Genomic DNA, 21,533 nt, shown 5'->3' on the forward strand with positions numbered 1-21,533 from the left:
CTGGGCTAAAGAGCTTTAAGACGAAACGGAGACAATACACCTCTTGCGCGATATCCTGACGATCATCGCCGGCATCGTGATCCTGATCCTCGCCGTTGCCGTCGCGGCTCCTCCTCTCATGGACTGGAAGGACTACCGCGACACCATCGACGGCATGATCGCGCGCGCGTCGGGGACTGAAGCGCAGACGGAGGGCAGCATCTCCATTCGTCTTCTGCCCGAACCCAGGATCGTTCTCGACCGGCTGCGGCTCGGCGGCAAGACGGCGGATTCCCCAATCCTGACAGCCGATAATGTGGTGGCCGAGATCGCGCTGACGCCGCTTCTGCGCGGTGAAGTGCGCTTCACCTCGACCCGGATCGAGCGGGCCGACATCCAGGTGCCGGTCTCCGGAAAGGGCGACTGGCGACTGCCCTCGGATCTCGTCTCCGGCAGCGGTCGCAGCCGTGAATGGGCCATTGAAAGCCTCACGGTCGGCCAGCTTCTCGTCACCACCCGGACTGTCACTACGGGCCATACGAACCAGGCTTTTGCCGAAAACGTCCATATCGAGGGCCAGAAGCTCATCGGACCCTGGCGGGTGGAGGGCACAACGACTGGTGTTCCGTTCCGCCTCGTGACCGGCGAACTCGGCGAGGACAAGAGCGTCCAGGTCAAGCTTTCAGGCGGCGGCGATATCTACCCGCGTTTCGACATCGATTCCCGTCTCTCGCTCGACGAGCCGACGGCGGGCACCACGGTTCCCACTGTCTCGGGCAAGGCCAAGGTGCTGTTTGGCCCGCCCGCGCAGATAGCGGCGGCTGGCATTCCCATCCCGATCGCCGTTGAAACAAACTTCAAGACCGCGAATGGCGCCGTTTTATTGGAGGGCGTCAGTCTTGAGGCAGGCGAAGGCGGCGCGAGCCTGCGCATGACGGGCGAGGGCAGCATCGGCATCACCGATCCGCGCATCGCGTTGAAGCTCGAAGGTCGTCGTCTGGATGCGGACAGTTTCATCCTGTCCTCTAACGGTCGGGACTTCGGTTCTCGGCTCAAAGAGTGGTCTCTGCCTCCAATCACGGTTCCGATCGATCTTGACCTCAAGATCGACAGCATCGGCCTTGGCCAAGAGGATCTGACCAACGCCACCATGCGTCTATCGCTCGATCATGGAAAGGCACGCGTCGAGCGCTTCGAATTCAATGCTCCCGGTGAAACACGCGTTGCGATGGAAGGCCAGCTTGGCCTGACGACGCAGGGGGGCATTGAAGGCAAGGTTGCACTGGCCTCGAATGTCTCGGATCGCCTGGCGCGCTATCTCGACCGCATCAAGATCCACTCGCCATTCCTCGATGTACTCGATGGACGTCCTGTCGAGGTATCGTCGGATATCGTCTTCAGCAATCCAGTTTTGTCGCTCAACCGCATGCGCGTGAAGATCGGCGACGCAGTCACAACCGGAAATCTGCGCTACACCATCCCCGGCACCGATGAACGCGGCAAAGTTGAAGCGCAGGTTGCGATTCAAAATCTCAACCTCGATCAATTGCCGCAGCTCTCCAGCGTGTTCGAGGCTACGCAGAATGTGGATGTGGGCTTCATTCTTGAAGCACGCGGCGTTAGTGCGGGGAAGAGTTCGGCCACGGGGCGCATCACAGCGCGCATTCTCTCCGACGGATCGTCGCTGCTCGTCGAAAGTCTCGACATCGTGGACCTCGCCGGTGCCAATGCCCGCGTCAGCGGACGCATCGCGCCCGATGGTTCCGGCAGCATCACGGGCAAAGTCACGGCGCAGCGCGCAGCACCTCTCATCGATCTGATCGGTAGCGTGTGGGTTGGTGGCGTCTCGAAGCTCGTGCCGTATTTCGTGCGCGAAGGCGCGCTCAACGTGCAGGTGGGAACGGAGCGTGTTGCGCCGCCGGCGGGCTCTACCGAAGTGCGGCTGCGCACCATGGTGAAGGGCACCGCTACCGGCGGCAGCATCGAAGGCAGCGTCGATGCCGTCGATGGGCGCACGGAAAACCTGAATCTCACCCTTGCAACGGACAATACCGGCGCTTGGGTGAAGCGGACGAATATGGCCGGTCTCGACCGGCCATCGAGGATCGACCTGCGCGGCACACGCGTTGGATCGGGACAGTTCAACGTGACATTCGCAGGTGAAGTCGCTGGCGCGCAGATCAACACGCTGCGGCCCTTCGCGTTGAGCGCAAGCGATGACGTGGTGGATAGCGGCGAGGCGGAGTTCGTAACCGCAGACGTCACGCCGTTCCTGCTGCTTCTGGGCGATGGCGCAGGCGTGAATCCGCCTGTGCCGGTGAATGCTCGCGTGACACTGGGACGTGAGCGCGACGCGAGCCGCCTCGATGTGATGGGACAGGTTGCAAACAACGCCGTGCAGGCCAGACTCAACGTCCGCTCCCGCTCCGAGATCGGCGGTGAGATATCGCTCGACAAGCTCTCATTGCCGTGGCTGACGACAGCATTGGCGCTGAACATTCCAGGCGATCCCAATGCCACGGCCATCTGGTCGAACGCGAGCTTTGGTCAGAGCGGCAGGCTTGTGAGCGGCGGGCAGGTAACGTTCCGTGTTGGCACGCTCGATCTGGGACGCGGGATCCAGGGCACGCGTGCGAGCTTCACGGTCGAGGCTCAGACCGATGGCATCTCGATCCGCAATCTCGATACCAGCATCGGTCCAGGACGTCTCACGGGTTCCACGACCATCACGCGCCAGGGAGCGACAGCCACCGTTGTCGGCGAAGGTGCGATCGATAGCGTGCCGCTCTGGGCGTTGAGCGGATCGTCGCCTATCGAGGCGGTGCTGTCCGGCAATCTCAAATTCGGCACGGCAGGCGAGAGCATGTCTCAGCTCGTTGCGGCTCTTGGCGGGGCGGGTGACTGGAAGATCACGAAGCTTCGCGTGCCGAATGCGGATCCCTCTGTTTTCGATCGCAGCCTGAAGCGTGCGTTGGCGGAGAACGAGCCTCTGGCCGATGGGAAGCCGGAGGCCATCATCGGTGCGGAGTTGGGACGGGCGGCGCTATCTGCGCAAACAGTCACAACGTCGGCGGCTCTCGTCGGCGGATCGCTGCGTCTCTCGCCCTTCGTCATCGATAGCGGGGCTTCTACATGGCAGGGCGCCGTGACCTTCGATCTCAACACGCTCGCCCTCGAGGCGCGCGGTTCTCTGGTTGCGAAGACGTCGCCTGCCGGATGGACCGGCGCTCCTCCTTCCATCGGGCTCAACTGGCGCGGCTCGGTTGCCAATCCGGTGCGTGACGTGGATGCGGGGCCGTTCCGCAACGGGCTTGCTGCCATCGTGCTCAAGCGCGAGCTTGAAAAGATCGAAGCCTTCGAGCGTGCCGCTGCAGAGCGTCAGCGACAGATCCAGGCGCAGCAGGAAGCCGAGCGGCAGCGCTTGAGGGCCCTTGCAGAGGAGGCTGCTCGTCAGACGAGAGCACAGGCTGAAGCTGACAAGGCCCGCCGTGATGCAGAGCGTTTGCAATCCGAGCAACAGCAGCTGCCGGACGAAGAAGAGTCTGTGCCGCCGCTCAATCCGCCGGTCGAGATCCAGCCTGCGCCACCTGTGTTGAACGTGCCGGAACGCTAGATTTTTTTCAGTCAGGCCACGCGGCCGCGTACATCCATCAGCACGAACACGCGGATGGCGGAAGAGAGGTTCTGCTCACCGCGCTCGGCGTCGATGCGTCCGATCAGTGCTTGAACGGAAATCGTCTCGCGCTCCGCGATGTCGCGCAGCAACTGCCAGAACGGTTCTTCGAGAGAAATGCTCGTGCGGTGACCGGCAATCGAGACGGAACGTTTGACGATGCCTGCGCCCATCAAGATTTCTCGTCGTCGTCGCGCTTGTGAGCATCGATGCGGCGCTGCGCCAGCTCACGCTCGGCTTTGGTCAGTTCCTTCTCCGCCTTGGTGCGGCCGAAGGTGATGCGGTTCTGGTCGGCGCGGGCCTCCTTGTCGGCCCGCGCCTTGTTCTTGCGCGCCTGGCGCAGATTGATAATCTCTGCCATGGCGCGTGTTCTTCTTACTCGCCCGGCTGAAGCATCGTCTCGGGACGAACGATGGCGTCGAAATCTTCCGACGAGACGCCCGCCTTGAGGGCTTCTTCCTTCAGCGTCGTGCCGTTCTTGTGAGCAGTCTTTGCAATGTAGGCCGCCTTGTCGTAGCCGATGGTCGGCGCGAGCGCCGTCACGAGCATGAGGGAACGGCCCATCAGATCCTGCAGGCGCTCGCGGTTCGGCTCGATGCCGACGACGCAATTGTCCGTGAAGCTGATCGCGCCGTCCGCGAGCAGGCGGATCGATTGCAGAACCGCGTTCACGATCACCGGCTTGAACACGTTGAGCTCGAAATGGCCCTGGGAGCCTGCGAAGGTCACCGTGGTCTGGTTGCCGGCCACCTGGCAGCACAGCATGGTCATCGCTTCGGCCTGGGTGGGGTTCACCTTGCCGGGCATGATCGACGAGCCGGGCTCGTTCTCAGGCAGCGAGATTTCGCCGATGCCCGAGCGCGGGCCGGAGCCCATGAGGCGGATGTCGTTGGCGATCTTGAACAGGCCGGCGGAGAGTGCGGCCAGCGCACCGTGCGTGTAGACGAGCGCGTCGTTGGAGGCGAGCGCCTCGAACTTGTTGGCGGCCGAGGTGAAGGGAAGGGCGGTGAGCTCGACTACCTTCGCGGCGAAGCGGTCGGCGAATTCCGGATGGGCGTTGAGGCCCGTGCCGACGGCGGTGCCGCCCTGGGCGAGCGCATAGATGCCGGGCAGCGTCTGCTCGATGCGGGCGATGCCGAGACGGACCTGCGCCGCATAGCCGGAGAATTCCTGGCCGAGGGTCACGGGCGTCGCATCCTGCAAGTGCGTGCGGCCGATCTTCACGATGTCCTTGAACTCTTCCTGCTTGGCTTCGAGCGCCTTCAGCAGGTGCTTGAGAGCCGGGATCAGGCGGGCATGAATCTCGCGCGCCACGGCGATGTGCATGGCGGTCGGAAACACGTCGTTGGACGACTGGCCCATGTTCACGTGGTCGTTCGGGTGAACCGGCTTCTTGCTGCCGCGTTCGCCGCCGAGGCGCTCGATGGCGAGGTTCGAGAGCACCTCGTTCATGTTCATGTTCGACTGGGTGCCCGAACCGGTCTGGTAGACCACCAGCGGGAACTCGTCGTTGTGCTTGCCCTGCACCACGTCGGCGGCAGCGGCGGAGATGGCGTCGGCGAGCTTCCCGTCCAGCTTGCCCAGATCCTTGTTCACGAGGGCTGCGGCCTGCTTCACGATGGCTAGCGCATGAACGAGGGGGAGCGGCATCTTGTCCGTGCCGATCTTGAAGTTCTGGAGCGAACGCTGCGTCTGGGCGCCCCAGAGCTTGTCGGCGGGAACTTCGATAGGGCCGAAGGTATCTGTTTCGGTACGGGTCGAGGACATGCTCACCTCTTTCAATGGAGTTGCGTGTTCTTATCTCAAACTGGGGCTCCCGCAACAGCGAACGCCGCATGACGGCCTTGTAAATTCGGATGACCGACACACTCGACCCACCGCTTTTCCGCCCGCCCGCTCCGAAACCGCTTCAGGAGCCGCCGGGGCTCCTCGGCTTCCTGCTGGCCGTGCGCCGGAACCCGCTCACGACCTGGACGGAGCGGCATTTCAATGAGCGCATCATCTCGGGCAGCGGGGCCTTGGGGCGGATCACCGTGGTCAACGACCCGGAGGTGATCCGCCATATCCTGGTCGACAATGCCGCCAATTACCGGAAGGACGACCTTCAGCTCCGGGTTCTGGCTCCAGGTCTCGGGCGCGGGCTGCTGACGGCGGAAGGCGAGGAGTGGAAGCTCCAGCGCCGGACCATCGCTCCCCTGTTTCCACCCCGCGTGGTGGCAGGCTTCTTCCCAGCCATGACCGAATCGGCCGAGCGGCTCGTGCGCCGCTGGCAGAGGCGGCCGGAGGGCAGGGAGGTCGATATTTCCCTGGAAATGACCCGCGTGACCCTCGACGTGTTGGAGCGGACGATCTTCTCCAAGGGCGTCGCCCGCGACCCGGACGCCCTGGGCCGCGCCATCACCCGCTATTTCGAGGGACTGGGACGCATCGACCCCGTGGACATTTTCGGCCTGCCGGATTGGGTGCCGCGCATCGGCCGGTGGCGGGCCAAGCCCGCGATCCGCTTCTTCGAGGAACTGGTGAGCGAGCTGATCCAGAGCCGTAAAGCCTTGCTGGAGCGGGGTGAGACCGTGCCGCGCGACCTGCTGACCCTGCTGCTCGAGGCTGCCGACCCAGAAACGGGCAAGGGCCTCAGCGATACCGAGGTCGGCGCCAATATCGTCACCTTTATCGGCGCCGGGCACGAGACCACGGCCAATGCCTTGTCCTGGTCGATCTATCTGATCTCGCAGGACGAACGCGTTCGGTCTCGCATCGAGGCCGAGGTAGATGAGGTTCTGGGTGATGGTCCCGTCGAGCCGCAGCATCTGGACCGGCTCGTCTATACCCGTGCCGTGCTGGATGAGGCCATGCGGCTTTATCCGCCGGCACCGTTCTTGAGCCGCGCGGCCATCGCCGATGACCGGATCGGAGATATCACCATCGAGGCGGGCACGGTGGTGACCATCGCGCCTTATGTGCTCCACCGTCATCGCACCCTGTGGGACGAGCCTGATGCTTTCAGGCCTGAGCGCTTCCTGCCGGGCGAGAAGGAGACAATCGACAGGTTTGCTTATCTCCCGTTCGGTGCGGGACCGCGCGTCTGCATCGGCGCGACCTTCGCGCTTCAGGAAGCCGTGATCGTGCTCGCCACCATCGTGCGGTCGGTGCGGCTCGATTTGAAGGAAGGGCACAAGGTCACGCCGCTCCACCGCATCACGCTGAGGCCTCGGGAGGGCCTGCCGATGCGGCTGACCTATCGGCGGACCGGCATATCGGATTCCCATTGAGGCCAGTAGCCGTAGGGACGGCTGCGATTGTCAAAGAGCGAGCGGGCAAAGGCATGGGGGAATGACCTCGCGAGCGTGTGGCTCCGAGGGTGTGGGGTGAGGGAGACGCGAGAGGTCGTCCGGTTCGCTTGTGAGAGGGAGAAGAACCTGACGGCCCCTCGCGCACGGTTCTTTTAGGCGTTCATCGTGTCTTGCAACGATGGGCCTCCCGGCCCGGCTTGCGAGACCGAACCGGGACCGTTCCCGGCTCCGACACATGCGACGCCTCGCGAGCGCGCCCCTCATCGAGCCAGGACACCAACACATATAGCCAAGGTTAGGACCAAAGTCAAGAACAAAAGTGGAACATGCCTCATCGGGCGTCATCCCGGACGGCGCAGCCGTGTCGGGATCGTGAGCAGGATAAGGCGCTGGAATACCTGTCCCGGGCGGGAGAGGTCGACGCGCGTCAGCGCGGCGGGTGAGGGCATGGCCTCTCAGGGTATGGCATTCCCTCACCCCTGCCCCTCTCCCACTCGGGAGAGGGGAAACCAACGCCATACGCGTCATGCAATCCCGGCTTGGCTGTGCAGCCCCGGGAGGACGAAAACGGTGATCGTGATTGTTGAGGTTGCGTCAGTTCTTCTTGCGAAACGCATCGAGGCTGACGACCTCGGCGGTGCCGGCTGTGTTCGCTTCCGCCTCTTCGGGCTTGGAAACGGGCACTTCCTCGTTCTTGGAAGCAGGAGCCTTCTCGGGAGCAGGCTTCTTCTCCGCAGCCGGGGCAGCCTTGCGCGGCTGCTTCAGTTCAACCGGCTCGGAGGGGCGCATGGGCTGCGGCGCGGGCGGAGCTTCCTCGATCTCGTCTTCCTCCTCCTCGTCCTGACCGTCGAACTTGAGGCCGAACTGCACGGAGGGGTCGAAGAAGCCGGTGAGCGCATCGAAGGGAATGAGCAGCCGCTCGGGAACGCCGGAGAAGGAGAGACCCACCTCGAAGGTGTGCTCGGTGACGTTCATATCCCAGAACTGGTGCTGGAGAACGATGGTCATCTCCTGAGGATATTTGTCGCGCAGGCGATTCGAGAGGCGAACGCCGGGGAAATCCGTCTGGAAGGAGATGTAGAAGTGGTGCTCTCCCGGGAGGCCGTCCTTGCCAGCATCGATCAGCACTTTGCGCACGACGCCTTTCAGCGCGTCCTGCACCAGAAGATCGTAGCGGATCAAGTCTTTGCCGGCCATAGGCAACCCTTCTTCAGAAATAGAAGTGGAGGCTTCTGTTGCCAGGTGCCTCCGAACCCCGCCTAACGGTGCTACCCGCTAGGGCTTTGAGTCGGTGTTAGGGACCGCTTACGCAGCCACTGCAACCGGAGCATAGTTGTCGTTGGCAACTATAAAAAGGCCCGATATCGGCGGAACCATGCCGAGCGAAAGTCTACCCTTTACGCCCTCGTCGATCCTATTTCGCCCCCGCCGAAACCCAAGATTTGCCTGGGCTTTGGTGGAGGCGCCGGGTACCGCCCCCGGGTCCGATGGGTTTATTCCGATAGCCGTTTATCGCCATAGCCGGTCTTGCGACCGGCATCCCCAATATAGGTGGCGGAATTCGAATTTGAAAGAGCGGGGATAACCTCATGCTGGGTTAATTCCGACTCGGAGCGGGGGAGGTGGTGTCCTATATTCAGGTTAGGAGCACCCCATGCACGCCTATCACGATCTTCTTCGCCGCATCATGGATGAGGGCGTCCGCAAGGACGACCGGACCGGGACCGGGACGATTTCCGTCTTCGGCCATCAGATGCGTTTCGATCTGAGCGAGGGCTTCCCGCTCGTCACCACGAAGAAACTGCACCTGCGCTCGATCATTCACGAGCTGCTCTGGTTCCTGAAGGGCGACACCAACATCCGCTATCTGCAGGAAAACGGCGTCACCATCTGGGACGAGTGGGCGGACGAGAACGGTGATCTCGGCCCCGTCTATGGCAAGCAGTGGCGCTCCTGGGCGAAGCCCGACGGCGGAACCGTCGACCAGATCAAGTGGGTGCTCGACGAGATCAAGCGCAATCCGGATTCCCGTCGTCTCATCGTCTCAGCCTGGAACCCGGCGGAGCTCGACAAGATGGCGCTCGCGCCCTGCCATTGCCTGTTCCAGTTCTATGTCGCGGAAGGGCGGTTGTCCTGCCAGCTTTATCAGCGCTCGGCAGACGTGTTTCTCGGCGTGCCGTTCAACATCGCGTCCTACGCGCTGCTCACGCATATGATGGCGCAGGCAACGGGCCTGCAGCCGGGCGATTTCGTGCATTCCTTCGGTGATGCGCATCTCTACATGAACCATCTGGAGCAGACGCGCCTGCAGCTCTCGCGCGAACCGCGCGCTTTGCCGAAGCTGCGCTTGAATCCTGCGGTGCGGTCGCTGTTCGACTTCACCTTCGATGACATCGCCATCGAGGATTACGATCCCCATCCCGCCATCAAGGCGCCCGTTGCGGTCTGAGGTTGATGAACAGGCGCGAGGCTATTCAAAGCGCCGTCCGGGTTCTGGCTCCGCGAATCCCGAAGCACGAGTTCGAGTCCGTGACGGATCACGCATTGGGCAGCCGCGGTCTTCACACCGCCTCGCCGGAAACAGCGGCGTGGCTGTCGATTACCGCCTACATCCGCCACAGGCTGACCGATTACGACAATCTTCTCGATGAAGGCTACGATGTGGAGAGCGCCCGCTTCTTCGTGCTCGACGACATGAATGCCATTCTCGAGGAATGGGGTTCTCCGCGCCGTGTTCTGGCAGAGGATGAGGCGGAGTGAGTCTGAGCAGGTTCTCCAGCATCACATCATATTTCTTCGTGCAGCGCGTCACCGGCGATGCGCTTTACAAACTTGCGGAGGCCTAAGTGGCGTATCCTCTCATTCTCGTGGTCGCTGCGGCGGAAAACGGCGTCATCGGGCGCGACAATCAATTGCTCTGGCGGATCAGAACCGACCTGAAGCGCTTTCGTGATCTCACCATGGCCAAGCCGATGATCATGGGACGCAAGACCTTTGAATCGATCGGCAAGCCGTTGCCGGGGCGCGAGACCATCGTGCTGACACGCGATGAAGGTTTCTCCGCGCCGGGCACCCATGTGGTACATTCCTGGGACGAAGCTGTTGCGAAGGGCGAGGAGCTTGCCCGCGCCATGGGAGCCGATGCCGTCGCCGTCGTGGGTGGTGCGGAAATCTATAAGATCGCCCTGTCGCATGTGCAGATGATCTACCTCACCGAAGTCGCTGCCGCACCGGAAGGGGATGCCTTCTTCCCGCCTGTGGATCGCGCAGAATTCCGAGAAACGGCACGAATTTCTCATCCTAAAGGCCCGGATGACGAGCATCCGTTTACCTTTATCGATCTTGTGAGGCGTTCCTGAGCGATGCCAAGGTTGACGAACGGCTCTTGAATCCCCAATTCGCAGGCTTGACAGGCGGAAAAGGGAAAATCCAAAACCGTCTTTAAATTCCCATCGGCCTTCCAGCCGGTCTTTGCAGAGTGAGGAAAGACGTCCTATGCCTTGGAGTAACCAAAGCGGCGGCGGTGGCCCGTGGGGGCAGCGCGGCGGATCAGGCGGTGGCAAGAGCCCATGGGGAGGCTCCGGCGGCCCGCAGGGCAACGGCAATCCGCCCGACCTTGAGGACATTCTGCGCCGCAGCCAGGATCGCCTGAAGGATTTCATCCCCGGCGGCTCCATGGGCGGCAAGGGCCTCATCCTCCTCGTTCTCGGCGTCATCGCGATCTGGTTGCTCACCGGCTTCTATACGGTGCGGCCCAACGAGGTCGGCATCAACATGATCTTCGGGAAGTATGACAGCACCAGCGGCGAAGGCCTGCGCTACAACTACCCCTATCCGATCGGTCGGGTGATCAAGCCCAACGTGACGGCGCAGCAGAAGATCGAGGTCGGCTATCGTTCGACCGCGACCGGGCAGGGACGTCCGCGCGACGAGATCCTGGAAAGCCTGATGCTCACCGCCGACGAGAACATCGTCGATATCGATTTCGATGCGGTCTGGCAGGTCAATCCCGCCCGTCCTCAGGATTATGTGTTTAACCTGCAGAACCCGGACGGCACCATCAAGTCTGTGGCGGAAAGCGCCATGCGTGAGGTGATCGGCCGCCGCAACATTCAGGCGATCCTCACCACCGAGCAGGCGAGCGTCGCTCAGGAAGTGCGTCAGATCATGCAGGGCACCCTCGACGCTTATGGCGCAGGCGTGCTCGTCAACGTGGTGCAGTTGCAGGCCGCGCGTCCCCCGTCGGAAGTCCAGCAGGCCTTCTTCGACGTGAACGCCGCGCAGCAGGACGCGGTGCGCGTTCAGAACGAAGCCGAGACCTTCGCAAGCCGCGTCATTCCCGAAGCGCGAGGCGAGGCCTCCCGCACCGTTCAGCAGGCTGAAGCCTATCGCGAGCAATCCGTGGCCGATGCCAGCGGTCAGGCGGCACGCTTCCGTCAGGTTTACGAGGAATACCGCAAGGCTCCCGACGTGAGCCGTGAGCGCATCTTCCTCGAGACCATGGAGCGCGTGTTCGGCAGCGTCGACAAGATCATCGTCGATCAGAACGGGCAGGGCGTCGTACCCTTCCTGCCTCTCAACCAGCTGCCTCAAACCCAGAACAATGCCGCCAATCCGGGAGCCACGCGATGAATAACTCCACTCTTCGCACGGGTCTCCTGATCCTGTTGGCTCTTGCGGCCATCGTTCTCTACAGCTCGATCTACATCGTTCAGCAGACGCAATATGCGCTCGTGCTGCGCTTCGGCGCCGTGCAATCCGCGATCTCGGAACCCGGCCTGAAGTTCAAGATGCCGCTGGTCGACAACGTGACCTATTTCGAGAAGCGCGTGCTCGATCTCGACCTGCCGGTGCAGACCGTTCTGTCGGCCGACCGCCAGAACCTCGAAGTCGATGCGTTCACGCGTTATCGCATCAGCGATCCGCTGCGCTTCTATCAGGCCGTGGGCGACAACGAGCGTGCCAAGCAGCGTCTGTCGAGCTTCACCAACTCGGCCATGCGCAATGTGCTCGCCAACGCTTCGCGCGATGCTATCGTGCGTACGGATCGCGGCGGGCTGATGAACCGCATTCAGGAAGACGTGAACCGTCAGGCCCGCAGCCTCGGCATCGAAATGATTGACGTGCGTCTCACCCGCGTCGATCTGCCCAATGCCAACAGCCAGGCAGTCTATCAGCGCATGCGCACCGAGCGTGAGCGCGAGGCGGCGGATCTGCGCGCCAACGGCCAGCAGCGTGCCCAAACCATCCGGGCGCAGGCCGAGCGCGAGGCGACGATCATCCGCGCCGAGGCCAACCGCAAGGCGGAAGAGCTGCGTGGTCAGGGCGATGCCGACCGCAACCGCATCCTGGCGGAAGCCTTCGGCCAGGATCCCGAGTTCTTCACGTTCTATCGCTCCATGCAGGCTTACGAGGCGGGCTTGAAGGGTAGCGGCACGCGTCTCGTGCTGAGCCCCGACTCGGAATTCTTCCGCTATTTCAACGGGTCTGCCGGCAGGCCCAATGGTGGCGCTTCCGCAACTCCGGCTCCCCGGCCGGCTCCTGCTCAGTAAAGCCTGATGTTGGACCTGATTGCAGCCCTCGGCCTCGCTCTCGCGGTCGAGGGCCTTCTATTTGCGGCCTTCCCCGATGGAATGCGCCGCGCGATGTACGAAGCTGCCCACAGCCCGAGCGACCAGATGCGCATCGTCGGCATCATCTCGGCTATCCTGGGGCTTGGCATCATCTGGCTTGTGCGCTGGTTGACCTGACGGGCATCGGACGGTGCTGAAAGTGGATTTCACTTCTCTCGTCCGGTGCCCAAGGCCCAGCTTCCGCCGCATTCGCCGCTTGAATGGCGGCCAGGAACGACAATCTATATCTCATCATCCAAGAGAGGGTTCTCGATGACTCATGCCACGAACGCGCTGGCGCTCTCCATAACGGCACCGTCCCAGCGCCCCTTGCGCCGACTGGCCGCATCCTTCCTCGCGGTCGCGGCCTTCGTCGCAACGGCGATGCCGCTGCCCGCCTTTGCCCGCTCGGCCCCGGAATCCTTCGCCGACCTTGCTGAATCGGTGACCGGCGCGGTGGTCAACATCTCGGCCTCGACCACAGTCGAAGCCCGCAACCGCACCCTGCCTCAGCTGCCCCCGGGCACGCCGTTCGAAGACCTCTTCGAGGAATTCTTCAACCGCCGCGGGCAGGGCAATGGCGACAACGCGCCGTCGCGCCCGCGCAGCTCGAATTCGCTGGGCTCCGGCTTCGTGATCGATCCTTCCGGCATCGTGGTCACGAACAATCACGTGATCGGCGACGCCAACGACATCAGCGTGATCTTCTCCGACGGCACGCGCCTCAAGGCCGAGATCGTGGGCAAGGATTCCAAGGTCGATCTCGCGGTCCTGCGCGTGAAGTCCGACAAGCCCCTCAAGGCTGTGAAGTTCGGTGACTCGGATGCCCTTCGCCCCGGCGATTGGGTGATGGCCATCGGCAACCCGTTCGGCCTCGGCGGTTCGGTGACGGCGGGTATTGTGTCGGCCCGCGGCCGCAACATCGAGTCCGGTCCTTATGACAACTACATCCAGACGGATGCGGCCATCAACAAGGGCAATTCCGGCGGTCCGCTGTTCAACATGAACGGTGAAGTCATCGGCATCAACACCGCCATCCTCTCGCCCACGGGCGGCTCGGTGGGCATCGGCTTTGCCGTTCCTGCTTCCACCGCCGGGCCGATCATCGATCAGCTCCGCGAGTTCGGCGAGACCCGCCGTGGCTGGCTGGGCGTGCGCATCCAGAACGTTGATGACGCCACGGCCGAGGCCCTCAACCTCGGCACGGCGCGCGGCGCGCTGGTGGCCGGCATCGACGACAAGGGTCCCGCCAAGCCTGCCGGTCTCGAAGTTGGCGACGTGATCGTCAAGTTCGACGGCAAGGACGTGAAGGATTCACGCGACCTGCCGCGCATCGTGGCCTCCACGCCCGTCGGCAAGGCCGTGGATGTGATGATCGTCCGTAAAGGTCAGGAGATGACCAAGCAGGTCACTCTGGGTCGCCTCGAGGACGGCGAGAAGCAGGCCAGCCTTCAGCAGCCGCCTGCCGATGCACCCACGGTGACCCGTCAGGCCCTGGGCCTCAGCATGTCCGGCATGACGGATGAGCTGCGCCGTCGCTTCAGCCTGAAGGACGACCTGAAAGGTGTGGTCATCACCCGCGTCGACCCCAACTCGAATGCCTCGGACAAGCGGATCCAAGCCGGCGAGGTGATCGTGGAGGTCAATCAGGAGCCAGTATCGAACCCTGCCGATGTGACCAAGAGGATCGACGATCTGAAGAGCCAGGGCCGCAAATCCGCGCTGCTGCTGGTGTCGAATCCGCAGGGCGAAGTTCGCTTCGTGGCGCTGTCGATCGAATAAGTTGCTTATGATGCCTGCTGGCTCAGGGCGATCCTGAGCCAGCAGGCTTGGTCGCTTACATGATGACGAGGAAGTCCTGAGCCGTCATCTTCAGGTTCTTGTCGAGCGTCGCGAACTGAACTTGCTTCGCGGCGCCAGTGCCATCCTGATCGTAGAACAGCTTGCCATTCTTGGCATCGTAGATGATGCGGTCGTCGGCATCATGCGCCTTCGCGCCTGTCCAGAACGCCTTCTGTGACAGCTTGCCTGCGTTGAGCTTGCTGAAGACGTACTTGTGAAGCTCGATGGTGTCGTCCTTCACGGAGAAATCCACGATGTGATCAACATTCGATGCGCCGAGCTTGGCGTGCTCGAAGCGGAACACATCCTTGCCGATGCCGCCGTACATCGAGTCCTTGCCGCCGAGACCGGAGATGACATCATCGCTGGTCGTGCCTTTGAGCTGATTGGCTTTGTTGGTGCCGTAGATGTAGTTTTCTTCTTCGAAAACGTCGTTGACCCACACATTCCAGTCCAGGTCGGTGACATTGCCTTGGCTGTCGGTCACACGGAGGGTCACCTGGTAGCTATCCGCCGCTTCGAAGTCGATCTTCGAACCGTCGGCGACGATCAGCTTGTTGCCTTCGAGCTTGAAGCGACCGCCGGCATTGTCGACGAGAGCGAGCGTGTAAGTTTCGGTTGGGCTGTAGGTTTCGAACGTGCCTGCCAAGGTGCCGTTCTGGGCGTTCTCGGAAACGAAACCGTCGCTCAGGCTCATGAGCACCGGCGGCTTCTCACCGGCTTCGAGGACATTCGAAACGCCGAGCATGAAGCAGAAATCGACGCTCACGCCTGCGCTGTTTGTGGCGCGGAACGAAATCTCATGGAAAGCGGACGCTTCGTAGTCGAGCTTTGAGCCGTCTGCCACGATGATCTGGTCACCCTCCAGCTTGAAACGGCCACCGGCGTTGTCGAGAAGGGTGTAGGTGTAGGTTTCACCGCTCGTGTCGGACGTGTAGATGCTGCCCACAACGGTGTTGTTGGCGGCATTCTCCAAAACTTCCGCGTTCGTGAGGTTGATGCCGGGAAAAGGCATTGTAGCCATAGCCGAAAATCCTAATATTTATTGACGTTTAGGGGTAATTGCGACCATTTCTGACCGCATCAAATGGTATAACGTTACGAATAAATTCTGTCGTTGTGCTAGAGTGTCGCTCACCGAACGGAGAGGTGAAGGCAACCTCATGAAGCCAAGCTCAGGTCCCGCGCAGCAACGATGCTTAGACGCTCACGGCAATCACGCGCATCGATACGCGTTCAGTATTTTCAGGATGAGATGATCGATGGTTATACGGCCACGATGGATGTGGCCGTATATCCCTGCGCATAAAGCAGCGCTGTCAGATCCGCATGATCGACGCGCGCATGTGCGGCAGCCGCAACGGCAGGCTTGGCGCGGAAGGCAACGCCAAGACCTGCTTCGCCCAGCATGGCGAGGTCGTTCGCGCCGTCGCCCACGGCCATGGTTTCGTGAGCTGCGAGTTTGAAGCGCTCGCGCAGCTCGACCAGCGTCGCGAGCTTCGCCTCGCGACCGAGGATCGGTTCCTCCACCAGTCCGGCAAGCTTCTCGCCGTTGAGGATGAGATGGTTGGAGCGATGCTCATCGAAACCGATCTTCGCACCGATGGGGCCGGTGAAGAGGGTGAAGCCGCCGGAGACGAGGCAGGTATAGCCGCCATTCTTCCTGATGGTTTGCACCAGCGCTCGTCCGCCGGGTGTGAGCGTGATGTGCTTCTCGATGATCTCATCGACTACGCTGACCGGCAGTCCCTTCAACAGCGCCACGCGCTCGCGCAAAGCCGGCTCGAAGGCGATCTCGCCGCGCATGGCGCGCTCGGTGATCTCCGACACCTCGCTTTTCAGGCCCACGTAAGCGGCAAGCTCGTCGATGCATTCCTGGGCGATCATGGTGGAGTCCATGTCCGCCAGGAACAGGCGCTTGCGGCGGGTGGCCACGGGTTGCACCACGATGTCGACGGGCTGGCCAGCGAGGGTGGTGCGCAAGGAAGCTTCGACCGCTTTCGCTTCGGCTGGAGCGGAGAGAGCCAGATCCGCTGCAATTCCTCTTGCCAGAACGGCGCGTTCCGTCTCATGTCCGACCGCTTCTGCCGCCAGGGCGAGAAGATCGTCGGTCACGACCGGCTGGGACGGGTTGGCGATCAGGGTCGCGACGAGGGAGCTTCGAGAAGACGCCATGGGGAGACCGGACTGTGAGTGACGGAAAGGTCGGTGCGGTTCTCATTGCAGGACCGACCGCATCAGGCAAGTCCGCCTTGGGCATCAAACTGGCTCAAAGCCTCGACGGGGTGGTGATCAATGCCGATTCCATGCAGGTCTATCGCGACTTGCGCGTGATCACGGCCCGCCCGACGCTTGAGGAGGAGGCGCAGGCGCCCCATCGCCTCTATGGCCATGTGGATGCCGCCGTGAACTTTTCCGTTGGGCGCTATGTAGCCGATGCGGTCAGGACGCTGGAGGAGGTTCGAGCCCAAGCCAAGCTGCCGATCTTCGTGGGTGGAACGGGACTCTACTTCAAGGCGCTCACGGAGGGCCTTTCCGATATCCCGGCAGTGCCTGAGGAAGTCCGCGAGGAGGTGCGCCGGGAGAGCGAGGGGCTGGAAACGCCCGAGCTTCACCGCCTCCTCTCCGGGCGCGATCCCGAGACGGCACGCACGCTGCGGCCCTCCGACCGGTTGCGGGTGCAGCGCGCGCTCGAAATCTTCGCGGCCACCGGCCAGCCGCTCATATCCTTCCACGGAGCCCGCCAACCGGGGCCGTTCAGCGGCATCCCAGTCATCAAGCTTTTTCTCGCGCCCGAGCGGGAAGAACTGCGTCGCCGCATCGACAGCCGTTTCCTCGCGATGATGGAGCAGGGTGCGCTCGATGAGGTGAGGGCGCTGGGCGAGCGCAGTCTCGATCCCATGCTTCCCGCGATGCGGGCGCACGGTGTTCCGGGCCTGCTCGCGCATCTGCGCGGCGAGATGTCGCTCGACGAGGCCATCGTCAAAGGTCAGGGCGACACGCGCCGCTACGCCAAGCGCCAGTTCACTTGGTTCCGCCACCAGCTGCCGGATTGGCAATGGGTAGAGCCGGAGAAGGGCTACGAGGCGGTGATGGGCCGCCTCAATGCCCCGTCAGATAGCCAACGGCCATCTGATAGAATGTGATGAAGATCTCGAAGACGATCAGGAGCACGATGATCAGTTCGAGACGCAGCGAGCGTTCCGTGTCGATGATGTCGGTGAGTGCCTGAGCGGTATCGCCGAGAACTTCCAGCTTGCTGTGAAGGGCCGCGGCGCGTTCCTTCAATTCGTATTCATCCTCGAGGCGTGCATAGAGACGCTCGAGATCCGGGCGATCCCACAGCACGTCGGGCTTTTCTTCCACCGCGACGCCGCCGGACATGCGTTGGCGCACGAGAAGAGCTTGGCCAACCTGCTTCAGGATCTTGCGTCGGTCACGCGGGCGGCGGCCCTTTTCGGCGAGGTGCTGGACTGACGGCTCCACCGATTCAAATGCAGCGGTTGCCTCACGCTCGTCGCGGGCGAGGGTTGCGCTCTTGGACAGAGCGTCGGCGATCACGATCAGCCGCTCGGTGGAGAGCTGCTTCACATAGATCGGCCCGCCCGGCGGAATCTGGTCGTCCCGATCGGGGGAGATCTCGATGATCGCGGTCTCCTCCTCGTGCCGCGCGAACTCGCCCTTGATGCGCTGGCGCAGGCCACGGATGATCTCGTCCTCCTCGAGGGGCGTGAGGCCCACGAGCACGGCGACGCCGTAGCGGAAAAGGGCCACGAAGCCGTCCTGGCCAGCCCGGAAGGCGAGGGGGGTGGTGGAGAGAACGTCGCTGCGCTCGAGCCCGGCCACATCGAGGCGGTCGCCCAAAAGGAGGGCGCGGGCGGTCAGGCGCTGGTTCTGCATCGGGGCGCCAGTAGAGGAGATAGTGTCGGTCATGGTCATAAGACTAAAATAGGGAGCGCACCTTAAAAGCTAAGCTTGCTTCTGCCAACCGGACCCCGCTTGACCGAATGAAACGGATCATATAGCGTCTGCGCAACTTTTGAACCGAGAGCTGCCCAAATGCGCAAGCTTATTCTCGTAGTACGAGCGCCATCGACGGAGCGGGATTGATCCCCGCAGGTCCGGCGATGGCGCACAGGCCCCCTCAGGGGCCTTTTTTATTGCCCGAAACACCAGAACAACGCAGACAAAGCACTACAGACCCGACGGAGTTAAGACCATGAGCGAGACGATGACCGGAGCCGAAATGGTGATCCGAGCCCTGCAGGACCAGGGTGTCGAGCATGTCTTCGGATATCCTGGGGGTGCGGTGCTTCCCATTTACGATGCGCTCTTCCACCAGGAGAAGGTGCGCCACGTTCTCGTCCGTCACGAGCAGGGCGCGGTTCACGCTGCGGAAGGTTACGCCCGCGCCTCGGGCAAGCCGGGCGTGGTGCTGGTGACATCGGGCCCTGGCGCGACCAATGCCATCACGGGCTTGGCCGATGCCATGATGGACTCGATCCCGCTGGTCTGCATCACCGGCCAGGTGCCCACGCACCTCATCGGCTCCGACGCCTTCCAGGAATGCGATACGGTGGGCATCACGCGCCACTGCACGAAGCACAATTATCTCGTCAAATCCATCGAGGACCTGCCGCGCGTTCTGCATGAGGCCTTCTACGTGGCGCAGAACGGCCGCCCCGGTCCGGTGGTGGTGGACCTGCCGAAGGACATCCAGTTCAAGGCTGGCACTTACGCTCGTCCGCTCAGCAATCAGCACAAGACCTATCGCCCGGTGGTGAAGGGCGACATGGATCATATCCGCGCCGCTGTCGAGCTGATGGCGAATGCCAAGCGCCCCGTGTTCTATACGGGCGGCGGCGTCATCAATTCCGGCCCGCATGCCTCCGCGCTGCTGCGCGAGCTGGTGGAGCTCACGGGCTTCCCGATCACCTCGACGCTGATGGGTCTCGGCGCTTATCCGGCCTCGGGCAAGAACTGGCTCGGCATGCTCGGCATGCACGGCACCTACGAGGCCAATCTCGCGATGCATGAATGCGACGTGATGATCAATATCGGAGCGCGCTTCGACGACCGCATCACCGGCCGTCTCGATGCCTTCTCGCCGTTCTCCAAGCGCATCCATGTGGACATCGATCCGTCCTCCATCAACAAGACGGTGAAGGTGGACATTCCGATTGTCGGTGATTGCGCGCATGTGCTTGAAGACATGGTGCGCCTGTGGCGCCAGGGCGCGAAGCAGGCCGACAAGGTGGAATTGCAGGAATGGTGGAGCAAGATCGAAGGCTGGCGGGCGCGCAACTGCCTCGCGTTCCGCAACTCCACCGAAACGATCAAGCCGCAACACGCGATCCAGCGTCTCTATGAACTCACGAAGGATCGCTCGCCTTACGTGACCACCGAGGTCGGACAGCATCAGATGTGGGCGGCGCAGTATTTCCGCTTCGACGAGCCGAACCATTGGATGACGTCCGGCGGCCACGGCACCATGGGCTACGGCCTACCTGCCGCCGTCGGCGCGCAGCTCGCGCATCCCGATGCGCTCGTCATCGACATTGCGGGCGAAGCCTCGATCCAGATGATGCTGCAGGAGATGTCGACCGCGCTGCAATACAATCTGCCGATCAAGGTGTTCATCCTGAACAACGAGTACATGGGCATGGTGCGCCAGTGGCAGGAGCTGCTGCACGGCGGCCGCTACTCGCAGAGCTATTCGGAATCGCTGCCCGATTTCGTGAAGCTCGCGGAAGCCTATGGCGGCGTCGGCATCCGCTGCGACAACCCGGCGGAACTCGATGCGAAGATCCTGGAAATGATCAACGTGAACCGCCCGGTGATCTTCGACTGCATTGTCGACAAGATGGAAAACTGCTTCCCGATGATCCCATCGGGCAAGGCGCATAACGAGATGCTGCTCAACGACTATCTCGGTGAGACCGGCGCCGATATCGGCTCCGTGATCGACGAGAAAGGCAAGATGCTGGTCTAAAGAGGAGAACCCCTCTCCCGGGTGGGAGAGGGGCAGGGGTGAGGGAATGCCGCTTCATGGTGAGAGAGCCGCGCCAATTCGCACGCAGCCTTCGCAAGACGCCCACATCTGCGGAGGACGTGCTGTGGCAGGCGCTCCGGGGACGGCGTTTCCAAGGCCTCAAGTTCAAACGGCAGGTGCCATTTCTGAATTACACCGTCGATTTTCTTTGCGTGGAGCGGAAGCTGATCGTCGAGGTCGATGGAAAGCAGCATGATTGGTATGCAGATTATGATGCCCGCAGAACGGAAGAGATTGAGCGCCATGGCTTTGCGATCATTCGCGTTACAAACGGTGATGTAATGAGCGATTTGGACACTGTTCTGACGAGAATTGCGAAGGCAGTGGTGCCTTCTGCATCCTCTTTCCCTCACCCCTGGCCCCTCTCCCGCACGGGAGAGGGGGAAAGCGCTTGATCATGCCAACCCTTGTCATCGCCAACAAATGTTACTCGTCCTGGTCGCTGCGCCCCTGGCTGCTGATGAAGCAGTTCGGCATTGCCTTCGACGAGATCACGATCCCGCTCGATCTTCCCGACACCAGGGAGAAGAACCTCAAGTATTCTCCCGCCGGTAAGGTGCCGATCCTCATCGACGGCGATGTGACCGTTTGGGAGAGCATCGCCATCATGGAATATGTGGGCGAGGTCTTCGGCGTGCCTGCTTGGCCCGAGGACCGCAAGGCTCGCGCCATGGCGCGCTCCATTGCCGCCGAGATGCATGCGGGCTTCCAGGGTCTGCGCAGCACCTGCCCGATGAATCTCGGGAAGAAGTTTGCGCAGAAGGATCGCGGCGAGGCCGTCGCAAAGGATGTGGCGCGCTTTGCCGAAATCGTTCGCCAAGCGCGCGAGCGCTTCGGTGCGGGCGGACCGTTTCTCTTCGGCGCGTTCTCGGCGGCGGACGCCATGTATGCGCCGCTCGTCACGCGTCTCGACACCTATTCCATCGCTCTCGATGCACAGGCGCGCGCCTATGTCGATGCGATCCTTTCGCTTCCCGCCTTCCAGGAGTGGCGTGCTGAAGCGCTCAAGGAAAGTTGGATCGTCGATGCCGACGAGGTCGATGAAGAGCCGATCGAGACTTTCCGCAAAACAGCCTGACACCAGA

20 protein-coding genes and 1 other RNA gene are annotated in these 21,533 nt (G+C 62.3%); 13 read left to right on the plus strand and 8 right to left on the minus strand.

Features of this window, described 5'->3' with window-relative positions:
- The first annotated feature begins 43 nt into the window (after window positions 1-43).
- Window positions 44-3,592 carry an AsmA family protein gene (locus tag MJ639_RS11015; RefSeq protein WP_243371720.1) on the plus strand — a complete coding sequence of 1,183 codons (3,549 nt, stop codon included), beginning with the start codon at window positions 44-46 and terminating at the stop codon, window positions 3,590-3,592.
- Window positions 3,593-3,603: 11 nt separating this feature from the next.
- Here the strand turns inward: MJ639_RS11015 and MJ639_RS11020 are convergent, their stop codons facing one another.
- From MJ639_RS11020 to fumC, 3 genes are read right to left on the minus strand one after another with little or no spacing between them, the layout of a single operon-like run.
- A complete protein-coding gene (locus MJ639_RS11020; RefSeq protein WP_243371722.1) occupies window positions 3,604-3,825 on the minus strand; it encodes a ribbon-helix-helix domain-containing protein in 222 nt (73 codons plus the stop codon).
- Window positions 3,825-4,013 (minus strand): DUF4169 family protein, encoded by a 189-nt coding sequence (locus MJ639_RS11025; RefSeq protein WP_243371725.1) that lies wholly within the window; start codon window positions 4,011-4,013, stop codon window positions 3,825-3,827. Before MJ639_RS11025 ends, MJ639_RS11020 begins: the two co-directional genes overlap by 1 nt.
- Before the next feature lie 14 nt (window positions 4,014-4,027).
- Complete coding sequence (gene fumC / locus MJ639_RS11030; RefSeq protein ID WP_243371735.1) at window positions 4,028-5,419, minus strand: class II fumarate hydratase; 1,392 nt, start codon at window positions 5,417-5,419, stop codon at window positions 4,028-4,030.
- Between the two features lie 89 nt (window positions 5,420-5,508).
- Between fumC and MJ639_RS11035 the strand changes: the two genes are divergently transcribed.
- Window positions 5,509-6,921 (plus strand): cytochrome P450, encoded by a 1,413-nt coding sequence (locus MJ639_RS11035; protein ID WP_243371737.1) that lies wholly within the window; start codon window positions 5,509-5,511, stop codon window positions 6,919-6,921.
- A gap of 615 nt (window positions 6,922-7,536) precedes the next feature.
- Here the strand turns inward: MJ639_RS11035 and MJ639_RS11040 are convergent.
- Together MJ639_RS11040 and ssrA are read right to left on the minus strand one after the other, a co-directional pair.
- Complete coding sequence (locus MJ639_RS11040) at window positions 7,537-8,139, minus strand: SspB family protein (RefSeq protein ID WP_243371750.1); 603 nt, start codon at window positions 8,137-8,139, stop codon at window positions 7,537-7,539.
- Window positions 8,140-8,163: 24 nt separating this feature from the next.
- Window positions 8,164-8,519: a transfer-messenger RNA gene (gene ssrA / locus MJ639_RS11045) on the minus strand.
- Window positions 8,520-8,596: 77 nt separating this feature from the next.
- On the opposite strand from ssrA, the gene MJ639_RS11050 reads away from it, so the two are divergent.
- From MJ639_RS11050 to MJ639_RS11080, 7 genes are all read left to right on the plus strand, one after another.
- Window positions 8,597-9,391 carry a thymidylate synthase gene (locus tag MJ639_RS11050; protein ID WP_243371752.1) on the plus strand — a complete coding sequence of 265 codons (795 nt, stop codon included), beginning with the start codon at window positions 8,597-8,599 and terminating at the stop codon, window positions 9,389-9,391.
- A 5-nt stretch (window positions 9,392-9,396) separates the two neighbouring features.
- The gene (locus MJ639_RS11055) at window positions 9,397-9,702 is read left to right on the plus strand and encodes a DUF2293 domain-containing protein (RefSeq protein ID WP_243371777.1); all 306 of its coding nucleotides are present in this window, start codon (window positions 9,397-9,399) and stop codon (window positions 9,700-9,702) included.
- Between the two features lie 86 nt (window positions 9,703-9,788).
- Window positions 9,789-10,301, plus strand: a complete 513-nt coding sequence (locus MJ639_RS11060; protein WP_243371779.1) for a dihydrofolate reductase — start codon at window positions 9,789-9,791, stop codon at window positions 10,299-10,301.
- 136 nt (window positions 10,302-10,437) lie between these two features.
- Complete coding sequence (gene hflK / locus MJ639_RS11065; RefSeq protein WP_243371790.1) at window positions 10,438-11,574, plus strand: FtsH protease activity modulator HflK; 1,137 nt, start codon at window positions 10,438-10,440, stop codon at window positions 11,572-11,574.
- On the plus strand, window positions 11,571-12,494 hold the full coding sequence (hflC, locus tag MJ639_RS11070; RefSeq protein ID WP_243371792.1) for a protease modulator HflC: 924 nt from the start codon (window positions 11,571-11,573) through the stop codon (window positions 12,492-12,494). Before hflK ends, hflC begins: the two co-directional genes overlap by 4 nt.
- A gap of 6 nt (window positions 12,495-12,500) precedes the next feature.
- Window positions 12,501-12,692 (plus strand): DUF2065 domain-containing protein, encoded by a 192-nt coding sequence (locus tag MJ639_RS11075; RefSeq protein ID WP_243371802.1) that lies wholly within the window; start codon window positions 12,501-12,503, stop codon window positions 12,690-12,692.
- 135 nt (window positions 12,693-12,827) lie between these two features.
- Window positions 12,828-14,336: a DegQ family serine endoprotease gene (locus MJ639_RS11080; protein ID WP_243371804.1), complete on the plus strand. Its 1,509-nt coding sequence runs from the start codon at window positions 12,828-12,830 to the stop codon at window positions 14,334-14,336.
- 55 nt (window positions 14,337-14,391) lie between these two features.
- On the opposite strand, the gene MJ639_RS11085 is transcribed toward MJ639_RS11080, so the two are convergent.
- On the minus strand, window positions 14,392-15,420 hold the full coding sequence (locus tag MJ639_RS11085; protein WP_243371806.1) for a hypothetical protein: 1,029 nt from the start codon (window positions 15,418-15,420) through the stop codon (window positions 14,392-14,394).
- Window positions 15,421-15,662: 242 nt separating this feature from the next.
- The gene (gene serB / locus MJ639_RS11090; RefSeq protein ID WP_243371808.1) at window positions 15,663-16,571 is read right to left on the minus strand and encodes a phosphoserine phosphatase SerB; all 909 of its coding nucleotides are present in this window, start codon (window positions 16,569-16,571) and stop codon (window positions 15,663-15,665) included.
- Between the two features lie 14 nt (window positions 16,572-16,585).
- Between serB and miaA the strand changes: the two genes are divergently transcribed.
- Complete coding sequence (gene miaA, locus MJ639_RS11095) at window positions 16,586-17,542, plus strand: tRNA (adenosine(37)-N6)-dimethylallyltransferase MiaA (RefSeq protein WP_243371810.1); 957 nt, start codon at window positions 16,586-16,588, stop codon at window positions 17,540-17,542.
- Here miaA and MJ639_RS11100 read toward each other — a convergent pair.
- Entirely contained in the window at window positions 17,499-18,329 is an 831-nt protein-coding gene (locus MJ639_RS11100; RefSeq protein WP_243371812.1) for an RMD1 family protein, read from the minus strand. The genes miaA and MJ639_RS11100 overlap by 44 nt on opposite strands.
- A 286-nt stretch (window positions 18,330-18,615) precedes the next feature.
- Here MJ639_RS11100 and MJ639_RS11105 point away from each other — a divergent pair, with 286 nt between their 5' ends.
- Genes MJ639_RS11105 through MJ639_RS11115 form a run of 3 tightly spaced genes read left to right on the plus strand, consistent with a single transcriptional unit; the run spans window position 18,616 to window position 21,526 of the window.
- Window positions 18,616-20,388 carry an acetolactate synthase 3 large subunit gene (locus tag MJ639_RS11105; protein WP_243371821.1) on the plus strand — a complete coding sequence of 591 codons (1,773 nt, stop codon included), beginning with the start codon at window positions 18,616-18,618 and terminating at the stop codon, window positions 20,386-20,388.
- 56 nt (window positions 20,389-20,444) lie between these two features.
- Complete coding sequence (locus MJ639_RS11110; protein ID WP_243371830.1) at window positions 20,445-20,843, plus strand: endonuclease domain-containing protein; 399 nt, start codon at window positions 20,445-20,447, stop codon at window positions 20,841-20,843.
- A 2-nt stretch (window positions 20,844-20,845) separates the two neighbouring features.
- Window positions 20,846-21,526: a glutathione S-transferase family protein gene (locus tag MJ639_RS11115; RefSeq protein ID WP_243371832.1), complete on the plus strand. Its 681-nt coding sequence runs from the start codon at window positions 20,846-20,848 to the stop codon at window positions 21,524-21,526.
- The last annotated feature ends 7 nt before the right edge of the window (window positions 21,527-21,533 follow it).

The sequence above is a fragment of the Microvirga solisilvae genome (assembly GCF_022808595.1).
GTDB lineage: Bacteria > Pseudomonadota > Alphaproteobacteria > Rhizobiales > Beijerinckiaceae > Microvirga > Microvirga solisilvae.